The organism is Pseudomonas sp. RW10S2 (assembly GCF_014268985.1).
Classification (GTDB): domain Bacteria; phylum Pseudomonadota; class Gammaproteobacteria; order Pseudomonadales; family Pseudomonadaceae; genus Aquipseudomonas; species Aquipseudomonas wayambapalatensis.
On record NZ_JABWRO010000057.1, the window covers coordinates 15,263 to 32,097 of the forward strand.

Consider the following 16,835-nt stretch of genomic DNA (forward strand, 5'->3'; position numbering starts at 1 on the left):
CATGTCGCTCAAGGACAGATTCAGCGAAGAGTTGCGTTACCTCCATGAGCTGGGGAACGACTTCGCCGAAGACAACCCACAACTTGCACGATTGCTCGGCAAGGGTGGCAGCGACCCGGATGTCGAACGGTTGATGGAGGCTTTCGCTTTCCTCACCGCCAAGCTGCGGCTCAAGCTGGAAGACGACCTCCCTGAGCTGACGCACCCCATGCTGCAACTGCTGTGGCCCAACTACCTGCGGCCGCTGCCGAGCGCCACGATCATCCAGTTCACGCCACGCAAGCAGGCACTCAGTCAATCCCAGCGTATCCCGAGGGGCTCGCGGTTGTTTTCCAAACCTGTGGATGGGGTGCCCTGCGAATTTCGCACCTGCACCGAGGTGGACATCCACCCGTTCGCGATCGAACAGGTACACGCTACCCAGACACTCGACAGCTCGGTGGTTCGGCTCGACCTGCGAACCTTGGCAGAGCGGCCGTTGAATACGATGAGCTGCCACAGCCTGGACTTTCACCTGAGCGGTGACACCCAGACCGCCCGCACCCTGTATCTCTGGATCGCTCAGTACCTCAAACATGTCAGTGTGATGATCAATGGTGAAGTTCGTCGACTACCCGCCAGTAGCCTCGCTTTCCCAGGCTTCAGGCCAGACGAGGCTTTACTGCCCTACCCGCAGAACGTCTTCGACGGCTACCGAATCCTCCAGGAATACTTCGTTTTCCCTGAGCGCTTCCATTTCTTCACGTTAACGGGGCTGGAGAAGATCTGGCCTGATCAAGCTGCGCAGCAAGTGGGCCTTGAATTTCACTTCTCCCGCCAGTTACCTGACTCACTGCGTGTCGCAGAAGCAGACTTCAGCCTGTGCTGTACCCCTGCGGTGAATTTGTTCGCACACAGCGCCGAGCCAATCGACCTGTCCAATGAGGCTGCCCAGGTCGAGCTCACTCCCAGGGGGGACGCGCGGCATGCCTATGAGATCTTCAGTGTGGACCAGGTAATCAGCACCCGCACGACAACCGACGGTAGTGCCGGCGAACACCTGCGGACCTTCCGCCCTTTCGAATCGTTCGCTCATGAGATCGAGCATGTTCAAGGGCGCAAGGCGCTGTACTACCGCTACACGCTCGAAGAGTCCCTGCGCGGTGATGGGGTCACGCACCGCATTGCCTTTGTGCGCGCGGACGCCAACGCCTACATCGGTGAGCTGGAAACCGCGTCCATCGACCTGACTTGTAGCAATCGCGACCTACCGCTGGCACTGGCGATCGATGACATCAACGTGATATCCGAGGTGACGCCACCGCTTGCCAGCTACAGCAACATCTGTGCCCCAACCCGCCCGTATCGACCGGTGTTGGACGGCCAGTTGCAGTGGGCCCTGATCTCCAACATGTCACTGAACTACCTGTCGTTGCTTTCGGCTGAACCGCTCAAGGCGGTCATTCGCGCCTACGACTTCGCGGCGCTGCACGATATCCAGCAGACACGCACCACCCGCAAACGCCTCGATGGCATCAGGGATGTTCAAACAGAGCCATTGGACTGGCTGATCAAGGGACAGCCCGTTCGTGGCCTGCGCACACGACTGAAGCTGGATCAGGCGGCGTTCCTCTGCGAGGGCGACCTCTACCTGTTCGGTTGCGTGCTCGCACACTTCTTCGCCCTCTACGCCAGCATCAATTCCTTCCATCAACTGGAAGTGATCAACATCACCAATACCGAGCACTACACATGGCCAATCCAGACCGGCAAGCAACCGCTGATCTAGCCGACACGTTGCTCGCCGAGGCACACCAGTACAACTTCTTCCAGTTGCTGGAGCGCCTGCACGGCTTGCACGGTGATGATCTGGAACCGCGTTGGCCAGACAAAGCCACACGTCTACGCGTGCGGCTTGCCTGCGACCCGCGGCTGACCTTTCCTGTTTCGGACGTATACAAAGCCGAGCGCATGCCTGCGGCGCAAGACCGCTACCGCGTCTGCACCACATTCATGGGCCTGCATGGTACGGACTCCCCCTTGCCGTCCTACTACCTGGAGCAGGTGGCGTATGAGCATGCGCAGGGTATCGGTGTGCGCCCGGCCTTCTTCGACTTCTTCAATCATTACCTGCTCAGCCTGTTACACCGCATCTGGCGCAAGTACCGCTACTACATTCGTTTCCAGCCGGGTGCTACCGACGGCTTCTCGCAGTACATCTTTGCCCTGCTCGGGTTGAATGATAAACAGCTGCGCGGCGACACAGCACTGCCCTGGAGTCGGCTGCTCAGCTTCGCCGGCGTCATCGCCAGCCGCAGCCGTGCGCCCGGCACAGTCGCCGGCATCATCGCCCACTGCTTCGACCTCAAGCAGGTGCAGATCCGCGAGTTCGAAACCCGCTTGGTCCCCACCACGACCCAGCAACTGGTAAGCCTAGGCCGCAGCAATGGCCAGTTGGGCAGTTCGTTCATGGTCGGCAGCCGCACGCGAACCCGCAGCAGCAAGTTCACCATCGTGATCAGTGAGCTCGACCAGAATCAGTTGCGCAACCTGTTGCCCAGCGGCATCAACTTCAATCGCCTGCGTGCACTGATCGACTTCCTGCTGCGCGATGGCCTGGCCTACGACCTGGAGCTGCGTCTCAAGCAGAACGCCCTATCGCCCTTTTGCCTGCACGCCAGCCAAGGCGCCTACCTGGGCTGGACCAGTTTCGTCGATGACCGCCACGGCCAGATCACCCCGGTTGTGCGGTTTCGGGGGCGCTCATGAGCACCTTGACCTTGAGCATCACCAACCTTGAACAGTTGCAGCACGACGTAACGGCACGACATCAGTTCGATCGCATCGGTGGCACCATCGGCAGCGCAGGGGCTACCTGGCGGATCAATGATCGTGAGGGGAACGTTGCGCCGGTCCACTGCGAGATTCGCTGGATCGAAGGCAGCTTCTGTGTCATCGATCACTGCCAGCGCACTTACCTGAACGACAGTCTCGACTGCGTGGGGGCGCTCACCGCCCGACGCCTGCTCGAAGGTGACCAACTGCGCATCGGCGCTTACCGGCTGCAGATTCAGCTTTCACAAGCGGATGTGCGCTCGCTGGAAGACCTGTTCAGCCTTGACCAGAGAACCTTTGATCAATGGCTAATCGATATACCCGCCCAGACCTGGCAATCGGCTTGTGCCACCCGCGAGGCCGTCGTTGAAATCTGCTCGGTCTTCGAACCAGGGGTTGGCAGCGATCCCTTGGCGGCGCTGGATACTGAGACAGGACCTGCGCAGCAGCCCCCCCTGGAAAGCCTGATTGCAGGAGAACGCCCATGATCCGTTACCCATTCGCAGCCGCTCTGCTGACGGCGCTGTTCGGGCTCTGCGGCTGCACTTCTCTGAGCAAGATCGGCCAGATCATCGTGGACCCCTCGGTGCCCGTCGGACCGCCCAAGGAACACCCGACCCAAGTCGCGTTCAGCATCAACGCCAGCCCGACGCTCAACGGCAACGCTCACAGCGTCGAAGTATCCGTCGAGCAGCCTGGCGCCCTGGAAGCGAGCCCCTACGCCGTCAGTTTGAGCGCTGGTGACCCGTACGCCTTGACCGAGAAAGTCGGGACCTTGCTCGAATATCTCCAGCAACAGTTCCCCGCCATGTCGCCAGTCACGATGCCAGTGGACGAGGACGACGACCTGCTGCGATCGCCCATGGAAGAAAGCACTCCTGGCAGCTACGACGACCCGGCCGTGGTCCTGACCTTACCCCACACCACGACCGTGGCCGCCGAGCCTGTCGCTACGCCCATGGCGATCAAGATCCTGCAACTGCGTGACGACTCGCTACTGCGCAACAGCGTTTACGAACTGCTGGACAAGGACCCGCCCAAGGCGTTGCGCAGCACCTACATCCGCGATGACGACTACCTGCTGCGACCGGGCCAGTTCAAGTTCATTCCCTTCGCGCCCATCGATCCCGAAACCCGCTTCATCGCGGTGATCGCCGACTACCGCAACCAGGAAAACGCCACCTGGAGTCAAGTGCTGCGCATTCCCCCTCGCGGCCACCAGATCATCCTGTCGGTGTTGCTCAACGACACGCAGGTCCAGCTCAAGGAGGAAGACTGATGCCACGCCAGACTACCTCACCTACTCACGCTGACACGGAGCGCTCATGAGTTCACGCAACCCCGTACTGTGGCCCGAAGGCCTGTTCGTCAAACCGCAGCATTTTCAACAGGCGGCCCGGGCCAGCGAAGCAGCCCTGCACCAACGCCTGGGCAGCCTCAATGCGGCGTTCTATGGTTTCAGCGAACTGCAGTTGAACGACGAGTACCTGAGCCTGGGCAAGATCGCTATCACCCGTGCGCGGGGCATCATGCCGGACGGCACAGTGTTCGACATACCCGCCGACCTGCCGCCCCCGCCACCATTGGAAATCGAGGACGACGGGGCGAAAGACAGCGAGATCTACCTGTGCCTGCCACTGCGCACCGAAGGTGGCCGAGAGGTGAGCTGGCCCGACAATCCCGCCAATTTCCGATACTGCGCTCAAGCCGAGGAAATCAAGGACACCCACAGCACAGACGGTGACCTGGTACAGGTCGACCTGGCAGTACCCAACTTGCAACTCAAGCGCAAAGCCGACGACAGCAGCGCCTATACCCGCTTGGCCGTGACCCGGATTCTTGAGCGGCGCCCCGATGGCAGCCTGCAACTGGACGAAGGGTTCTACCCCACCAGCGTTTCGGTACGCGCCATACCGGCACTGCAGCGCTTTCTGGAAGAGATCACCAATACGCTGCGCGAACGCGCACGCAACCTGGCCGCCCGCATCGGCGCTTCTGGGCAGTCGGGCATCGCCGACATCCGCGACTTCAACCTGCTGCAGGCGATGAACCGCTGGTGGCCGTGCTTCCAGCACCTGACCAGGCAAGGCCAGACCCACCCCGAGCAGCTGTATCTGCACATGAGCCAGGCCTGTGGCGAGTTCGTCACCTTCACCGACGAAACCCGGCTACCACAGGACTACCCCGCCTATCACCACACCGCATTGCGCACCTCGTTCAAGCCGCTGGAGGACACACTGCGCCGGGCACTGAGCACTGTGCTGCAACCCCGCGCCGTCTCGCTGCCATTGCAAACGTTGGAGTACGGCGTGATGACGACCACCCTGGAAGACCGTCGCCTGATCGACCAAGCCGACTTCATCCTGGCGGTACGTGCCAATCTGCCACCGCACACGTTGCGCCAGATGTTCGTGCAGAAGGCAAAAGTCGTCTCGCTGGAATCGTTGAATGAAGCTGTGCCGCTGCAACTGCCAGGTATTCCATTGGTGCCGCTGCCCGTGGCGCCTAGGGACTTGCCATTCCACGCAGGTTTCACCTACTTCGAACTGGACCGTCGAGGCCCAGCCTGGGCTGGCATGAAGACGTCCAGTGGCTTCGGCATTCATGTCGCAGGCGAGTTCCCAGGGCTTGAAATTCAGTTCTGGGCAATCAGGAGTGAATGAGATGAGAGATGGTGTTCACGACAGCCAGGATGGCAACAGGGGCCTCTTCGACGCGTTAGCCAACGCAGGTAGGGACGCCAAAAGATCCTCCGACAACATCGCCACGAATGCGCAGGCACAACCTGCTTTTCAAGGTTACTTCGCCGACCCAGACTTCCAACTGCGGGGCGGCTATGCCAATCCCATGCTGGATGCCGCCGCCCCCCTGTTCGGCCTGGTGATGCGCCTGCGCACACTGGATTCATTGCCCAACATCAAGGATGTGCATCAACAGGTGCGCAACCAGATCGACAACATCCGGGAAGAGATGCGCCAGCACGGTTACGAGCATCCTCAGTTGCTCGCCTACTCGTACGGGCTGTGCCTCTATATCGACGAAGCGGTCATGGACAGGCCCTGGGGTAAGACCAGTTGCTGGAGCCAAGAGCCGCTGCTCAGCATCTTTCATGACGAAACCTGGGGTGGAGAAAAACTCTTCACGGTGCTCGCGCGCCTGATGCAAGAACCCAAGCGTTATCAAGCCGTACTGGAGTTCATGTACTTCGCGCTGTGCCTGGGCCTGAAGGGCAAGTACGCCATCGCACCGAAAGGCGATGAGTCCTTGAACGCTTTGATCCACAAGCTCCACGGGATCATCCGTGAACTACGTGGACCAACACCGGTACATGTCTGCGATCCCTACACCAACGTGGCTCCACGCAACTTCCGCATGAACCGGCAATGGCCATGGTGGAGCCCACTGGCAATTTCCGCCGCGGCCATGGCTGCGGCCTACAGCACCTACAACTACCGCCTGCACCTCATTACCACAGAGGTGCTGGCATCGCTCAACGGCATTTTGCAGCAGTAACCCGCCGACATCCGGCGTAACGGAACTCAACGAATTGACGAGGCAATGGCTTCGTTGACAAGCCCATCGTTTCCGATGGCCACGCCACCGTGTGTGCGCGTGCTCAATCCACATGGACGCAGGAGAAACTGCCATGCCAACACCCGCTTACATCAAGATCGAAGGCCAGACCCAAGGCAACATTACTGCGGGCGCCTTCACCTCCGACTCGGTGGGCAATGTCTTCGTCGAAGGTCACGAAGACGAGATTCTGGTACAGGAAATCAAGCACCAAGTGACCGTACCTACGGATCCGCAAAGCGGTCAGCCCGCCGGACAACGGGTACACAAACCGTTCATCTTCACCAGTTCGCTGAACAAGGCCACGCCGTTGATGTATCAAGCCTTGGCCAGCGGTGAAATGCTGCCCACCGTCGAAGTCAACTGGTATCGCACCTCGGTAGAGGGCAAGCAGGAGCACTTCTTCACGACCAAGATGGAGGATGCAACCATCGTTGATATCAATACGGTGCTGCCTCACGCACAAGACAAGGATAACGCTGATTTCACCCAGCTTATCGAGGTCTCGCTGTCATACCGCAAGATCTCTTGGACCCACGTGACTGCGGGCACCGAGGGTTCCGACGACTGGCGCAAACCGATCGCCTGATCTAACAGAAATGCCCCGGCAGCCATCGCTGCCTGGGCATTTCGTATCTCAGACGGCGGACAAGGATTGCTTATGCCTAGCCAATCTGACTTGCGTTACAGCTTTCTGCCACTTGCTGGCAAAGCAGAATTCGAAGTGGTTTCGTTCACACTCAAGGAGGGCATCAGCCAGCCGTTCACGCTCGAACTTCAGCTGATCAGCCACGAAAACGACATCGACTTCGGTCAGTTGCTCGACAAGCCGGTGTTGTTCACCATCTGGGAAGGTGAACGCCCTGTGCGCTACGTGCACGGCCTGGTCAGCCGTTTCAGCCAGGCTGAAAGCGGCTTCTACCGCACTTACTATCACGCGCTGGTCGAGCCGCAACTGGCCCGCGCCGACTTGCGTTCGAACTGGCGTATCTTCCAAAAGAAGACTGTGCCGCAAATTCTTGAACTGATGCTCAAGCGTCAGGGCATCGACCAATACGAACTGCGTGCCAGCATGGACCACCAGGTCCGCGAGTTCTGCGTCCAGGCCGGCGAGACGGACCTGGCGTTCATCGCCCGCCTTGCTGCTGAAGAAGGCTTCGTCTATCGCTTCGCCCACAGTGAGAAGCTGCACAAGCTGATCATCACCGATCGGCTGCAATCACTGGGGTTGATCAGCCATGGCGCCATCAAGCCCGAGGATGAAGACGAGGGCTTCTTTGATAACGAAGAGCCTGTAGCCCCTGACAGCGTGCTGTACCAAGCCAGCAGCGGTGGCGACCAGCCTGTTCCCTGCTTGCGCCGCTTGAGCTACAGCGAGCAGGTGCGCACCGCACGCCAGGTTCAGCGCGACTACACCTTCACCAACCCGGCTTACCGCCAGGAACACAGGGCCTCCGGCCCCTTCCTGGAGCATCAGTCCAACGAGTACGAATATTTCGATTACCCAGGCCGCTACAAGCGCGATGTCGTAGGTAAACCGTTCACCGAAAACCGCATCACGGCACTGCGTCATGATGTACGACTGGCGCAAGTCGAAGGTGATGACGTACGCCTGCAACCGGGCTTGAGCTTCACGCTGACGGGTCATCCGCGTGATGACCTCAATACCCATTGGCGGGTGAATGCGGTTACCCACAAAGGTAGCCAGTTCACCAGCCTGCAGGAAGAAGCCACAGGGATCGACCAGAGCACGCGTTATGAGCAGACCGCCGTGCTGGTCCCCGGTCGGACCGAATGGCGCCCTGCCCCCCTGGCAAAGCCGCGCATCGACGGCCCGCACATGGCCACCGTGGTCGGACCTAAGGGCGAAGAGATCTATTGCGATGAGTGGGGCCGGGTCAAGGTCAGCTTTCCTTGGGACCGCGAGAGCGAGAATAACGAGTTCAGCTCCTGCTGGGTGCGGGTATCGCAAGGCTGGGCCGGTGGCAGTTGGGGCTCGATGGCCATTCCGCGCATCGGCCAGGATGTGATCATCCAGTATGTCAACGGTGACCCCGACCAACCGATGATCACTGGCCGCACCTACTGCGGCGATCAACTGCCGCCCTACGACCTGCCCGAACACAAGACCCGCATGACCATCAAGAGCCAGACCCACAAAGGGGATGGTTTCAACGAGCTGCGCTTCGAGGATGAACTGGGGCGGCAGGAGGTGTTCATTCATGCCGAGCGGGATCAGAACAATGTGGTCAAGCATGATGAGACGACAAAGATTGGCAACGACCGTAAGGAGCAGGTCGAAAACGACGAGTCCATCCTGATCGGCCACCATCGCGACAAGACCGTCGGTAACGACGAGCGAGCCACTATTGGCAATGACGCTTTTCTGAAAATCGGTCGTAATCAGACAATCACCGTTGCCAAGGACCGCGTTGAAACTATCGGCAATCATTGTCAACAACAGATCACTGCCAATCATCACTCCCGCATTGGCGGCAACCTGGAACAGCAAGTTGAAGGGCACGCCGAGCTGGAGGCTCGTATTGAAATCCGCCGACGCACCCGTCGCTATGAGCTGCGTTCAACGGAAACTGTGCTCATTCAAGGGCCTGGTGGCTCCATCCGGATTGACGAGACAGGCATCACCCTGGACGGCTCGACCATCCATATCAACGGACAGCTACTCAAATCGCCAGGCGGCAATACAAACCCCTTCTCCATCGCCAGCGACTTCTTCAGCGGCAAACCGCTCGAGCGTCTATGCGGACGCCGCGCAGATGGCACGTGCCCCTTGCCCGATTGCCGCTGCATCAAGAGGCCGAGCCAATGAGCACTGTGCCTCTGCAACCACACAGCAACGGCAATGTCGCCAGCGACTGCCACTTTTTGCTGCTCATGACCAGTACGCTCGAAGACTGGGCGCATCGACCCATTCCCCAGGAGGGTGAATGGATGCCCGCCCATGCCCCGTCGGTACTCGACCTCATCCATGAGATCAGTCGGACTACACCGTATGCATGGCCATGGAAACGCAGCGCGCTGGATAACCATCATGACTTCGGCCCTCTGCTGGTAAACACCTCAGGAGAAACCGAGCTCCGTACCCATGCCATCCAGACCTGGATGCCCATCGGCGGTGCCATCGCGCTGGACGCCGAAGTTGACCTCGAAGTGCTGAATGGTCACCTCACCAGCCTTGTGCAAGTGACGCTCCCAGACCAGGGCGCTGCCATCTTTCATCTCAAACCGGATCATCTCTCAGCCTGGCTGGATGCGCTGGATGAATGCAACCGCGAGCGCTGGCTGGGGCCCATATCTCGGCTGGCATGGCGAACCAACTGGGGGCCCGCCCACCAGTGGCAGGCGCTCGAGCGCTCTGCGACTGCTGCTCGCTCGATATCCGAGCCCGCATTGATCCTTGGCGCACATGAACTGGAGCGGCTACAGGCCGGCCTGCACGAGCACTTCGTCCTTTCATTGGCGCACGAGGTACTGGCCATGCCGGCCTACGCGACCCGTACCTTGGCCGAACTCCGCCGCTGGATAGAAACCCTGCTCCCGCAACTCAAAGCGCTCAATTTTCGTGACGAGGACGTTGCCGGCCAGTTCATCCGGATGACGGCCAAACACATGTCCGTCATCAGCGATGGCAAGGCCGCGGACATCTACACCAACCTCGAAGAATCGCCCCAAGGGCGCCTGCGGCAACTGCAAGCGCTGATTGATAGCCAGGAGCCCCGCCATGACTGACGTTTCGGTTAGCAGTGCTACTGCCGGCCCGGCCTGCAGCCCGCGCGTACCAATCCTGCCGGTGCGCTACGCGATCGTGCCCCGTGTCGCCGGCGCTCCTGGCTGCCTGTATAGCGACGCAGGTTTCAAGCTGGAGCAGGACCTGCCCCCGCTACAGCATTGTGCCTATACGCTGCGGGCCCTGCGCCCAGGGTACGTCTACGTGTTCATGAAAGGCCCCCTGGGCGAAAAGCTGGTCATTCATGAATACGACGGAAAAGGGAATTACAAAGAGCTGCGCTACCAGGGACTCGAGCAATACCACCGACGCAACCGCTATCGTTCCGGCGAAACCATGGCTTGGGTCTGGGCAGATACCTGCCAGGAGTCAGCCAAGGAAGTGTGGATCGGTTACAGCCCCCACCTATGGACCAACGCTACCACCGCTCGCATCAGCGCTTCGCCCGCCCTACGCAAACGGCACATGCGCCTGCTGGATATGGCTGAGCTGGTGGCCGGCAATCAGGCCCCCTCTTCCCAGCCCCATGTTTTGCCCGTCAGCGCGCTGCAGAACTGGGTCGAAGACTTCAAACAGACCAATCGGCGCATGCCCCTGACTTGGAGCAGCCACCCTGTCGCCGATACCTTGCCAATTGCCATGTTCAGAGCAGCGGCTGGGCATTATCCGTGGTCGCAGCCGAAAGTACCGGTGGTGGTCGCACTCGCTGATGCCGAAGGCATGGCCCTTGACCTGAGCCTATCGGTCTCGGCCTACCAACACCAACTGCGCGACTTGATGCCCGCAGAGCAACTGGAACACACAAAACCTGCACAAAGCCCCGAGCAACAGGAGTTACCCTCCTGTTTCAAGCTGGACGTTGAGCAAGTGAGCCCTCAGAGCCGAGACTTTCACCATCGCAACTTGGTTGCCATGCTGCTGAACAAGACGCTGGAGAGCCTGTACCCGGCAGATGCGCCTTCGCCGCAGTTGGTCGGTTTCAGGTTGAAACCAACCCGCGACAACCCTGCCCATTCGCGCGCCGCAGCACGCTACCTGGCCCTCACCCACGAAGACTACTCTCCCAACGGGGCACGTCTGGGCCTGCGCATCGATACCGAAAAATACCTGCGGTTCCTCGACGAGCGCGATGCGCTGGATCAGCGCATGGCACGCCTGCGTGACCTGGCACTGCAAGCCAGCCATGATCACGACACCTGGCTGGCCACTGCAGAGGCCGGGCATATCGATGACCCTTACAGCCTGGCCGCCGCCTTGGCCTGCTATGACCGTGACGATCGCACTTCCGCCCGCGGCCTGGAAATCATTCTGGCGCTGCTGATTCTGCCCATGAGCCAGCCAACACCCGGCAGCGAAGATCAGGACCCACGGTTCAGGCGCCTGGAGCAGTGGCTGGATCAGCACGACAGCCCGCTGTACACCGCCCTGGCACCGTTCAACCCGTTCAAGGAGAAGGCCGATGCGGTCGGCAGCCTGTTGGGAGCCGCCGACAGCGTGATCGAAGGATTGGCCGGCCGCTTCCCGGCGAGTGCCGGCATCACCGAACTCACCGCACAGTCGGTCAGCACCGTAGTGCTCAAGCGCCTGCGTGGCAATACTCGCTGGGACACCAGCCATGGCCTGCGTCAGCAAGTGCTGGCGGCAGCGCGTGAGGCCAATGCCGAGAAGGTATTGGGATTGTTGGCGGCACGCTACCAGATCACCGATCAGGCCATTAGGGATAACCCGTTCAGCCAGGCCGTAGAACAGTACTTGAACAAAGGCATGGCCCAGGTTGAAGAGATGAAGCAACTGCGCATCTCGGGCAGCCGCACGGTAGCGATCGAGTTGACCACCACCGCGCACATGAAACCCAACTTTCTTGGATTGCTTACGTCGGGCAGTGGCGGGGCTTTGAACGCGGGGATGCTGTGGTTCAACGTGGTCTCGCTGAAAACAGCTTATAACAGCCTGCAGAAGAATTCTGCCTCAGAAAACACACTGGGGTTTGCGTCTTCAATATTTGGCGTGATCGGTGCGACTGCTGCGACATTGGTCAGCGTTCGGGCGACGCAAAAAGCCATGATGCTGAAATTGAGCCCGACAGCGCCGGGGATGGCATTTGGAAACGGACTTGTAAAACTCTTGGGTAGTAATCTTTTCGCGCGATTAGCGGGATACCCTGCAATAGCGTTTGGACTATTTTCTGACGGTTTCAAAGCGGTCAGACAACTTTCCAACGGCAATTCAGCAGCAGCCGGATATACAGCTGCTGGAGCGGCAAGCATGACAGTTGGATCTATCGTCGTTCTTGAGGCTGGACTCGCAGTTGCAGGAGCGACGTCTGTTGTACCCTTCGCCGGCTGGGCCGCAGCAGCACTTGTGCTTGCAGGAGCAGCGATTGTCGCTGGAGGCCTCTATCTGCACTCCAAAGCATATGAACATCTTCACAGCCCGATCGAGCTTTGGGCAGCACGCAGCATCTTCGGCAACCGAATCAATGATGGGGAGGCTCGTCCTGGCATAATTTTGGATCATGAAAAAAAACTTCCTATATTCACGTCACTGCAGGTAGAAGTCGGGACCTGGCACAATGAGCATTACAAGCCGAAATCCATATCAGCTGAGCAGGCCCTAATATTTGGCATAGCCAATGTCGACACCAAGTGGCATCGGAGGTCTCAGGAGGCAACCAAAAACTGGAAAACCATCACAAATAGAAATTTAGTCGCGCCTGAAACAATCGCCGAGTTCACGATATATTTACCTGAATTTATAGTCGGAGTCAGCGAATGGTCGGCTAGTTTAGGCAGCATTCATGACGACCTGAGCGTAGATGCTCTCCCAATAAACCCTACTGCTCACGTCGTGGATAGCGGATTGATTTTAAATTTCAAAAACTCCCTAACCAACCAAAAACACATCTCACTGCATCTAACTTATCGCGCCAACCAAGGACTGATGGAAGACACTGAGATCAACTCAACTTTTCGTCTAGAGTACTAATTATGGCAACCTTATGGATATTTAGCCCGACCTCATGCTCCGAATATCAACCAGCCATCAACGGACAATTATTAAGCACATCCAAAAAAGTCCTATGCCTACGTAACCCTTGGGTAACCGACTCTGTCTTCATGGGAAAACTGTACTGCGCATTAATTACTGGACTAATGCTCGGCTTCTACCCTTTTCTTTTTTCCAATTTAAGCTGGAGCGACTTCAAACTTTCACCCATTTTATTTTCCGCATTAACACTTATACCTCTCACCTTTCTTCCATTCCTTCTTTACAGGATATGGTTTATCAAAGGCTTATCAAGCTTTTGCTTTAATTGCTCCACCCAAAAAATCTACTACAAACGCTTGAGCAAGACATTAGTCTTTGAGTGGCACAACACTGGCGGTGGGCTTTTCAAACGCACCGAATTCGGCGGCTCATCCTTCACCACCAGCTATGCACTCGCCTTCGCCCCACGCCGAGCAGACGGCAGCCTCCACCAGAAGGACTGCCTGTGGGTCGACAGCAATGAACCCACCGAACCCGACATCAGGCACGTCGCCGAAGTATGGGAATACCTGCGCCATTTCATGGCCCACGGCCCAGACAAACTGCCGCCACCTGGTGAACCTAACTGGTGGCACCGGCCACTGCACGCCATCTGCCTGACCCCGGCAGAAGCCTGGCGTCATTACGCTCCCTGGCGAACCGGTGAGCCCGGTGAACTCCAAGGCAAGAAAAACTGGCAACTGCCATTCTGGGCCGTGCTGTTCCCCTACAACCTCACAGTCGCCATTTGCTGGTACGGCGTCTGCCGGTTGTTCAACGTCCGGGCTGCGCCGCCACCGCCAGAGGCATTTGAGGAAGCCCCTGCCCAGCCATTTAAAAGGAAGCGCAATTGAAACCCATCGTCCTCGTCGGCCACGCTCATGACTGCCCACTTCATGGCGCAGGAACGGTAGAAACCGGCGCAAACGCAACATTCGTAGATGGCAGGGCCGTCGCACGCGTAGGCGACCGCATCAGTTGCGGGGCTGTAATCGAAACCGGCGCAAACTGCACGCTCATCGAAGGCCAGCCGGCAGCCAGGGAGGGAGACACTACCAGCCACGGTGGGACTCTGGTCGAGGGAGATCCAGGTTGGCTGGTTGACTAGCTGCAGGGAGCGGATATCAGGCCAATCGGCCCTGCGAAGGGGGATTGAGCACAAGTCGATGGAGCTGCTGTTCGGCACCGCTCCACCGAGCCTGTATCTCACCCTGACGATGACGGAACCTGAGGAGAACACCACACGTCATACCTTGATGCAGCAACACGGGCTCAGTGAACTGGACGCAGCGGTACGCATGGCCCAGAGATCGACCTGGCCCGTGGCACCGCCCCCCTGCACTTCGACCTGCCAGGAGAGGCACCATGCTCAAACGGATGAGCAAGACCAACACCCAATGGGCACTGAGCTGGTGTGCCCTGATCGTCCTTGTCGTACTGCTGTGGCAGCCGTTTCGCGCACAGATGATCGACAAACCCGACGGCCCACCCTGGATCTACGGCAATCCCGAGGCCCGGTTTACCGTGGCGCTCTACGCCGACCTGGAATGCCCCCATTGCCAGGAGTACCTGCCGCAATTGCAGCGCTGGGTCGTCACCAACGATCACGTCAACCTGGCCTGGCATCACCTGCCGCTCCCCCAGCACGAACCTGCCGCCAGCCGCGAAGCCGCGCTGGCCGAGTGCATGGGGCAACTGGAGGGGCGCGAAGCATTCTGGGGCGCGCTGGTGTGGGTGTTCCTGCACACCCAGGGCAATGACCTTGGGCTGCCCAGCGGCACGAAGTACCCCAAGAGCTCCCCCGCTCTGCAGGCCTGCCTGGACGGTCAGGAAATAGCTCAGGTGGTGCAAGCGCATAAAAGGGATGCACAGCGCTACGGATTGAATGTCACCCCTGCCCTGCGCCTGATCGACAATCACAGCCAGCGGGAACTGACCCTGCGCGGGACCGTCGAGCCCGACGCGCTGCTCTCGGCGATCGACCTGCTGGTCCCGCCCGACAGCCCAAACACCGAAATGCCTGCTGACGTAGTCAGCGACATGCCCAGGTAGCCCACGTTCGTCACGGCTACGGCGCCGCGCTTGCGGTGTTGAACGCGCAGTTCCTCTTCGCCCACCTCGGGCACCTCATCTTTCCCATCGGGGTTCAGCCCGATGGGCGGAACCTCCCCTTTCGTCGTAGGAGGTTCCATGACCCCGTTTTACTCTGGCACGGACTGTGCCATTTGCGTTCTGTCCCAACCCGAACAGCGCCTGGTGCGTCGGGCCGTTGCGGTACTCGAAAAGCGTCTGTTTCAGCGTGGGCAGATGATGAGCAGCCCCGATGAAGTGAAGCGCTACCTGCAGTTGCGGTTGGCACAGGAGAAGCATGAGGTGTTCGCCGTGATGTTCCTGTCCAGCCAGCACCGGCTGATTACCTTCGAAACGCTGGTCGAGGGCACCATCAACAGCGCCACAGTGCCGCCACGGCGCGTGCTGCAGCGGGCACTGGAGGTCAACAGTGCGGCGGTGATCCTGGCGCACCATCATCCCTCTGGAAACGTGCAGCCCAGTTCCGCGGATGCCGTGTTGACGCGCACGCTCAAGGAGCTACTGGCTCAGGTGGATGTGCGGGTGTTGGATCATTTCGTTGTTGGGTGTGGTGAGGCGTACTCGTTTGCTGAAGCGGGGAAGCTGTGACTCCTTCCCAAGGAGGCAGGACGTATTTGGTCCTTGTCAGTCGGTGCTGCTTTTGCAGCGCCGACTTTATAGCCCTGCGCTGCGCCTCCTTCATAAAACACTGTACGGATAGACACTATAAGTTCTACCAGTACAGGAATCGATAATTTCGTGCTTATCTGTAGATGCATGCAAACGCAGAAAACAGGAAATATAAATATGCACGGAGGACCTATGGAACAGAACGACGATAGTTCAATAAAAATGAAATAGGCGAGCTCGGTGGAAATAAATTGGACTGCCCCGCCAAACTAGATGGCCGGACAGTGATCGTTAAATTTCATACAGGCCTGAACACTGGAGTGAGTGCTATCGACTTTGAAAGCTTCAGAAATCCGTGAACACCAGACCTTTGTTCGGTAATGATAGAGGTTGCGCAATCGCCAACCTCTATATAAGGATAAGGTGATCTGCCTTCATCCAGACCATCCAGATAGACGGTCAACTGTCTGGTCGCTGCCTCGATGTTGCCCTCTACGCACAGATCGAGCCGATCAGCCCAGTCCTGCATCATTCGGCGCCGCTGCTCCACATATTCAGCGTGGTTGTACGCAGCACTGACCTTGTCTGGGTCCGCATGCCAGAGCTGGGCATCGACCCAGGCCTTCGAATAGCCGATTTCGTGCAGCGCCGTGGACAGCGTCCCGCGCATCCCGTGCCCGGTCAGCAAACCGGTATAGCCTAGGCGGTGCAAGGCATTGTTGAGGGTGTTTTCGCTCATCCGATCATTGAGATCATAGCGATGGGCAAACACGTACTTCTGCGCAGGCCGCACCTCCTGCAGCAACTGCCGAACGATGTCCTTGGCCTGCTCGGACAACGGCACGATATAGGGGGGAATCTCTTGGCCCCGCCGCCCCTCCTTGCGCATCTCTAGGGATTCTCCGATCAAGTCAGCACAGGCCGCCTGACCTGTGCTGAAATGGCCCTCCGTCCAACTGCCCTCTACAAGCCC

Annotated in this window: 15 protein-coding genes and 1 pseudogene; 15 read left to right on the forward strand and 1 reads right to left on the reverse strand. The window is 58.9% G+C overall.

What is annotated here, in order from left to right:
* Position 1: 1 nt before the first annotated feature.
* The 15 genes and pseudogenes from tssF (at position 2) to HU729_RS14060 (ending at position 15,841) form a co-directional block, all read left to right on the forward strand.
* Complete coding sequence (tssF, locus tag HU729_RS13995) at positions 2 to 1,768, forward strand: type VI secretion system baseplate subunit TssF (RefSeq protein WP_186710596.1); 1,767 nt, start codon at positions 2 to 4, stop codon at positions 1,766 to 1,768.
* Positions 1,732 to 2,748 (forward strand): type VI secretion system baseplate subunit TssG, encoded by a 1,017-nt coding sequence (gene tssG, locus HU729_RS14000; protein ID WP_186669706.1) that lies wholly within the window; start codon positions 1,732 to 1,734, stop codon positions 2,746 to 2,748. The genes tssF and tssG overlap by 37 nt, the downstream gene beginning before the upstream one ends.
* Positions 2,745 to 3,302 carry an FHA domain-containing protein gene (locus HU729_RS14005; protein WP_186669707.1) on the forward strand — a complete coding sequence of 186 codons (558 nt, stop codon included), beginning with the start codon at positions 2,745 to 2,747 and terminating at the stop codon, positions 3,300 to 3,302. Before tssG ends, HU729_RS14005 begins: the two co-directional genes overlap by 4 nt.
* Positions 3,299 to 4,093, forward strand: coding sequence for a type VI secretion system lipoprotein TssJ (gene tssJ, locus HU729_RS14010; protein WP_186710598.1), 795 nt, complete (start codon positions 3,299 to 3,301; stop codon positions 4,091 to 4,093). Before HU729_RS14005 ends, tssJ begins: the two co-directional genes overlap by 4 nt.
* 46 nt (positions 4,094 to 4,139) lie before the next feature.
* The gene (tssK, locus tag HU729_RS14015; protein ID WP_186710602.1) at positions 4,140 to 5,477 is read left to right on the forward strand and encodes a type VI secretion system baseplate subunit TssK; all 1,338 of its coding nucleotides are present in this window, start codon (positions 4,140 to 4,142) and stop codon (positions 5,475 to 5,477) included.
* Between the two features lies 1 nt (position 5,478).
* On the forward strand, positions 5,479 to 6,327 hold the full coding sequence (gene icmH / locus HU729_RS14020) for a type IVB secretion system protein IcmH/DotU (RefSeq protein WP_186710603.1): 849 nt from the start codon (positions 5,479 to 5,481) through the stop codon (positions 6,325 to 6,327).
* Between the two features lie 133 nt (positions 6,328 to 6,460).
* On the forward strand, positions 6,461 to 6,976 hold the full coding sequence (locus HU729_RS14025) for an Hcp family type VI secretion system effector (RefSeq protein WP_186669712.1): 516 nt from the start codon (positions 6,461 to 6,463) through the stop codon (positions 6,974 to 6,976).
* 72 nt (positions 6,977 to 7,048) lie between these two features.
* Positions 7,049 to 9,217: a type VI secretion system tip protein TssI/VgrG gene (gene tssI / locus HU729_RS14030; protein WP_186710605.1), complete on the forward strand. Its 2,169-nt coding sequence runs from the start codon at positions 7,049 to 7,051 to the stop codon at positions 9,215 to 9,217.
* Between the two features lie 65 nt (positions 9,218 to 9,282).
* Positions 9,283 to 10,137 (forward strand): DUF4123 domain-containing protein, encoded by an 855-nt coding sequence (locus HU729_RS14035; protein ID WP_186710612.1) that lies wholly within the window; start codon positions 9,283 to 9,285, stop codon positions 10,135 to 10,137.
* Positions 10,130 to 13,120, forward strand: coding sequence for a T6SS effector BTH_I2691 family protein (locus HU729_RS14040; RefSeq protein ID WP_186710606.1), 2,991 nt, complete (start codon positions 10,130 to 10,132; stop codon positions 13,118 to 13,120). The genes HU729_RS14035 and HU729_RS14040 overlap by 8 nt, the downstream gene beginning before the upstream one ends.
* Before the next feature lie 2 nt (positions 13,121 to 13,122).
* Complete coding sequence (locus HU729_RS14045) at positions 13,123 to 14,016, forward strand: hypothetical protein (RefSeq protein ID WP_186710607.1); 894 nt, start codon at positions 13,123 to 13,125, stop codon at positions 14,014 to 14,016.
* Positions 14,013 to 14,270, forward strand: coding sequence for a PAAR domain-containing protein (locus HU729_RS14050; RefSeq protein WP_186710608.1), 258 nt, complete (start codon positions 14,013 to 14,015; stop codon positions 14,268 to 14,270). The genes HU729_RS14045 and HU729_RS14050 overlap by 4 nt, the downstream gene beginning before the upstream one ends.
* A gap of 52 nt (positions 14,271 to 14,322) precedes the next feature.
* Positions 14,323 to 14,543, forward strand: a pseudogene (locus HU729_RS25860) (hypothetical protein); the annotation flags it as partial.
* Entirely contained in the window at positions 14,528 to 15,214 is a 687-nt protein-coding gene (locus HU729_RS14055; protein WP_186710609.1) for a DsbA family protein, read from the forward strand. The pseudogene HU729_RS25860 and the gene HU729_RS14055, both read left to right, overlap by 16 nt.
* Before the next feature lie 138 nt (positions 15,215 to 15,352).
* The gene (locus HU729_RS14060) at positions 15,353 to 15,841 is read left to right on the forward strand and encodes a JAB domain-containing protein (protein WP_186710610.1); all 489 of its coding nucleotides are present in this window, start codon (positions 15,353 to 15,355) and stop codon (positions 15,839 to 15,841) included.
* 319 nt (positions 15,842 to 16,160) lie between these two features.
* Here the strand turns inward: HU729_RS14060 and HU729_RS14065 are convergent.
* The coding region (locus HU729_RS14065; RefSeq protein ID WP_186710611.1) for a site-specific integrase at positions 16,161 to 16,835 on the reverse strand (675 nt) is incomplete at its 5' end.

Bases quoted from the DNA above. Each gene is read 5' to 3' on its own strand.
- HU729_RS14060 (WP_186710610.1), top strand. From the start codon at position 15,353: ATGACCCCGTTTTACTCTGGCACGGACTGTGCCATTTGCGTTCTGTCC.
- tssF (WP_186710596.1), top strand. From the start codon at position 2: ATGTCGCTCAAGGACAGATTCAGCGAAGAGTTGCGTTACCTCCATGAG.
- tssG (WP_186669706.1), top strand. From the start codon at position 1,732: ATGGCCAATCCAGACCGGCAAGCAACCGCTGATCTAGCCGACACGTTG.
- HU729_RS14005 (WP_186669707.1), top strand. From the start codon at position 2,745: ATGAGCACCTTGACCTTGAGCATCACCAACCTTGAACAGTTGCAGCAC.
- icmH (WP_186710603.1), top strand. From the start codon at position 5,479: ATGAGAGATGGTGTTCACGACAGCCAGGATGGCAACAGGGGCCTCTTC.
- tssJ (WP_186710598.1), top strand. From the start codon at position 3,299: ATGATCCGTTACCCATTCGCAGCCGCTCTGCTGACGGCGCTGTTCGGG.
- HU729_RS14055 (WP_186710609.1), top strand. From the start codon at position 14,528: ATGCTCAAACGGATGAGCAAGACCAACACCCAATGGGCACTGAGCTGG.
- HU729_RS14025 (WP_186669712.1), top strand. From the start codon at position 6,461: ATGCCAACACCCGCTTACATCAAGATCGAAGGCCAGACCCAAGGCAAC.
- HU729_RS14035 (WP_186710612.1), top strand. From the start codon at position 9,283: ATGACCAGTACGCTCGAAGACTGGGCGCATCGACCCATTCCCCAGGAG.
- tssK (WP_186710602.1), top strand. From the start codon at position 4,140: ATGAGTTCACGCAACCCCGTACTGTGGCCCGAAGGCCTGTTCGTCAAA.
- HU729_RS14045 (WP_186710607.1), top strand. From the start codon at position 13,123: ATGGCAACCTTATGGATATTTAGCCCGACCTCATGCTCCGAATATCAA.
- HU729_RS14040 (WP_186710606.1), top strand. From the start codon at position 10,130: ATGACTGACGTTTCGGTTAGCAGTGCTACTGCCGGCCCGGCCTGCAGC.
- tssI (WP_186710605.1), top strand. From the start codon at position 7,049: ATGCCTAGCCAATCTGACTTGCGTTACAGCTTTCTGCCACTTGCTGGC.